General features: G+C 41.6%; 2 protein-coding genes. Both read left to right on the top strand.

What is annotated here, in order from left to right:
• The first annotated feature begins 182 nt into the window (after nucleotides 1–182).
• Nucleotides 183–632, top strand: coding sequence for an NUDIX domain-containing protein (locus N4310_RS08505; protein ID WP_262092833.1), 450 nt, complete (start codon nucleotides 183–185; stop codon nucleotides 630–632).
• Between the two features lie 26 nt (nucleotides 633–658).
• Nucleotides 659–958 carry a DUF1827 family protein gene (locus tag N4310_RS08500; RefSeq protein ID WP_160332388.1) on the top strand — a complete coding sequence of 100 codons (300 nt, stop codon included), beginning with the start codon at nucleotides 659–661 and terminating at the stop codon, nucleotides 956–958.
• Nucleotides 959–1,066 lie beyond the last annotated feature (108 nt).

The raw sequence follows: 1,066 nt of genomic DNA, 5'->3' as shown, positions 1-1,066 counted from the left end.
CCTTTGTCTTTTTTAAACTGATAAACTCGGGAAGGGGTTAGCTATCCTTTGTCTTTTTTAAACTGATAAACTCGGGATTCCTCCACTTCCTCGCTCCCCAATTTTTTTCTTTTAAAAAAGATGAATAGAAAGAAATCATGATATAATAAAGAAAAACAATTGAATCTTAGGAAGGTTTGCTTATGACAATTCCTCATTTTGGTAAAAAGGATCCTCAGACGGACTATCAAGTCCGCTATGGGGTCTATGCGGTAGTTCCAGATCCGAGTCGTGAACATGTTATCTTAGTGCAAGCTCCGAATGGAGCCTGGTTCCTACCTGGTGGAGAAATTGAGGCGGGTGAGAATCATCTAGAGGCGCTTGAACGTGAACTTCTAGAAGAACTTGGTTTTACAGCTCAGGTGGGGCAGTATTATGGTCAGGCAGACGAATACTTCTACTCCAGCCATCGGGATACTCACTACTACAATCCTGCTTACATTTATGAAGTAGAATCTTACACTGAAGTTGGCCAACCACTAGAAGACTTCAACAATCTAGCCTGGTTCCCAATCGACCAAGCTTTTCTCCATTTGAAACGTGGTAGCCATCGTTGGGGTCTCCAACAATGGCAACAATCCCTTGGTTCGTAAGTCTTATAGATTTGAAAGGTGTCATTATGAAACTTATCAATACAAACTCTAGTCACCAACGTTTGATTAAAAACCAACTTGAAAACACGGATGCCACCTTGGTGGAGACCTTCTCCGCCGGCAATACCGATGTCATTTTCACAAAGGCCCCCGACCATTATGAAATTGTCATCAGCAATAAGCACAGGGCTATCCGTGAAGTTGAAATTGAAAGTATCCGCGATTTCTTTCTCAAACGCCGAATCCACCCAGACTCTATTCGTAAGGAAGAAATCAAAACCCTCTATACAGATAAACTGATTGAAATCTCAATCCCAATCAAATAAAGCCCGAATCTCTAGTCCATCGCTAGAGATTCTGGTTCTTTGTCAAGTTGTGTGGAATCCTTGAAAACTGACAATATAGAATAAAGACAATCTTCCTTCCTCCCCTCC

The organism is Streptococcus danieliae (assembly GCF_025447695.1).
Classification (GTDB): domain Bacteria; phylum Bacillota; class Bacilli; order Lactobacillales; family Streptococcaceae; genus Streptococcus; species Streptococcus danieliae.
The sequence above is the reverse complement of the archived record's forward strand: the minus strand, read 5'-3'. Positions and strand labels throughout refer to the sequence as shown.

Bases quoted from the DNA above. Each gene is read 5' to 3' on its own strand.
- N4310_RS08505 (WP_262092833.1), top strand. From the start codon at position 183: ATGACAATTCCTCATTTTGGTAAAAAGGATCCTCAGACGGACTATCAA.
- N4310_RS08500 (WP_160332388.1), top strand. From the start codon at position 659: ATGAAACTTATCAATACAAACTCTAGTCACCAACGTTTGATTAAAAAC.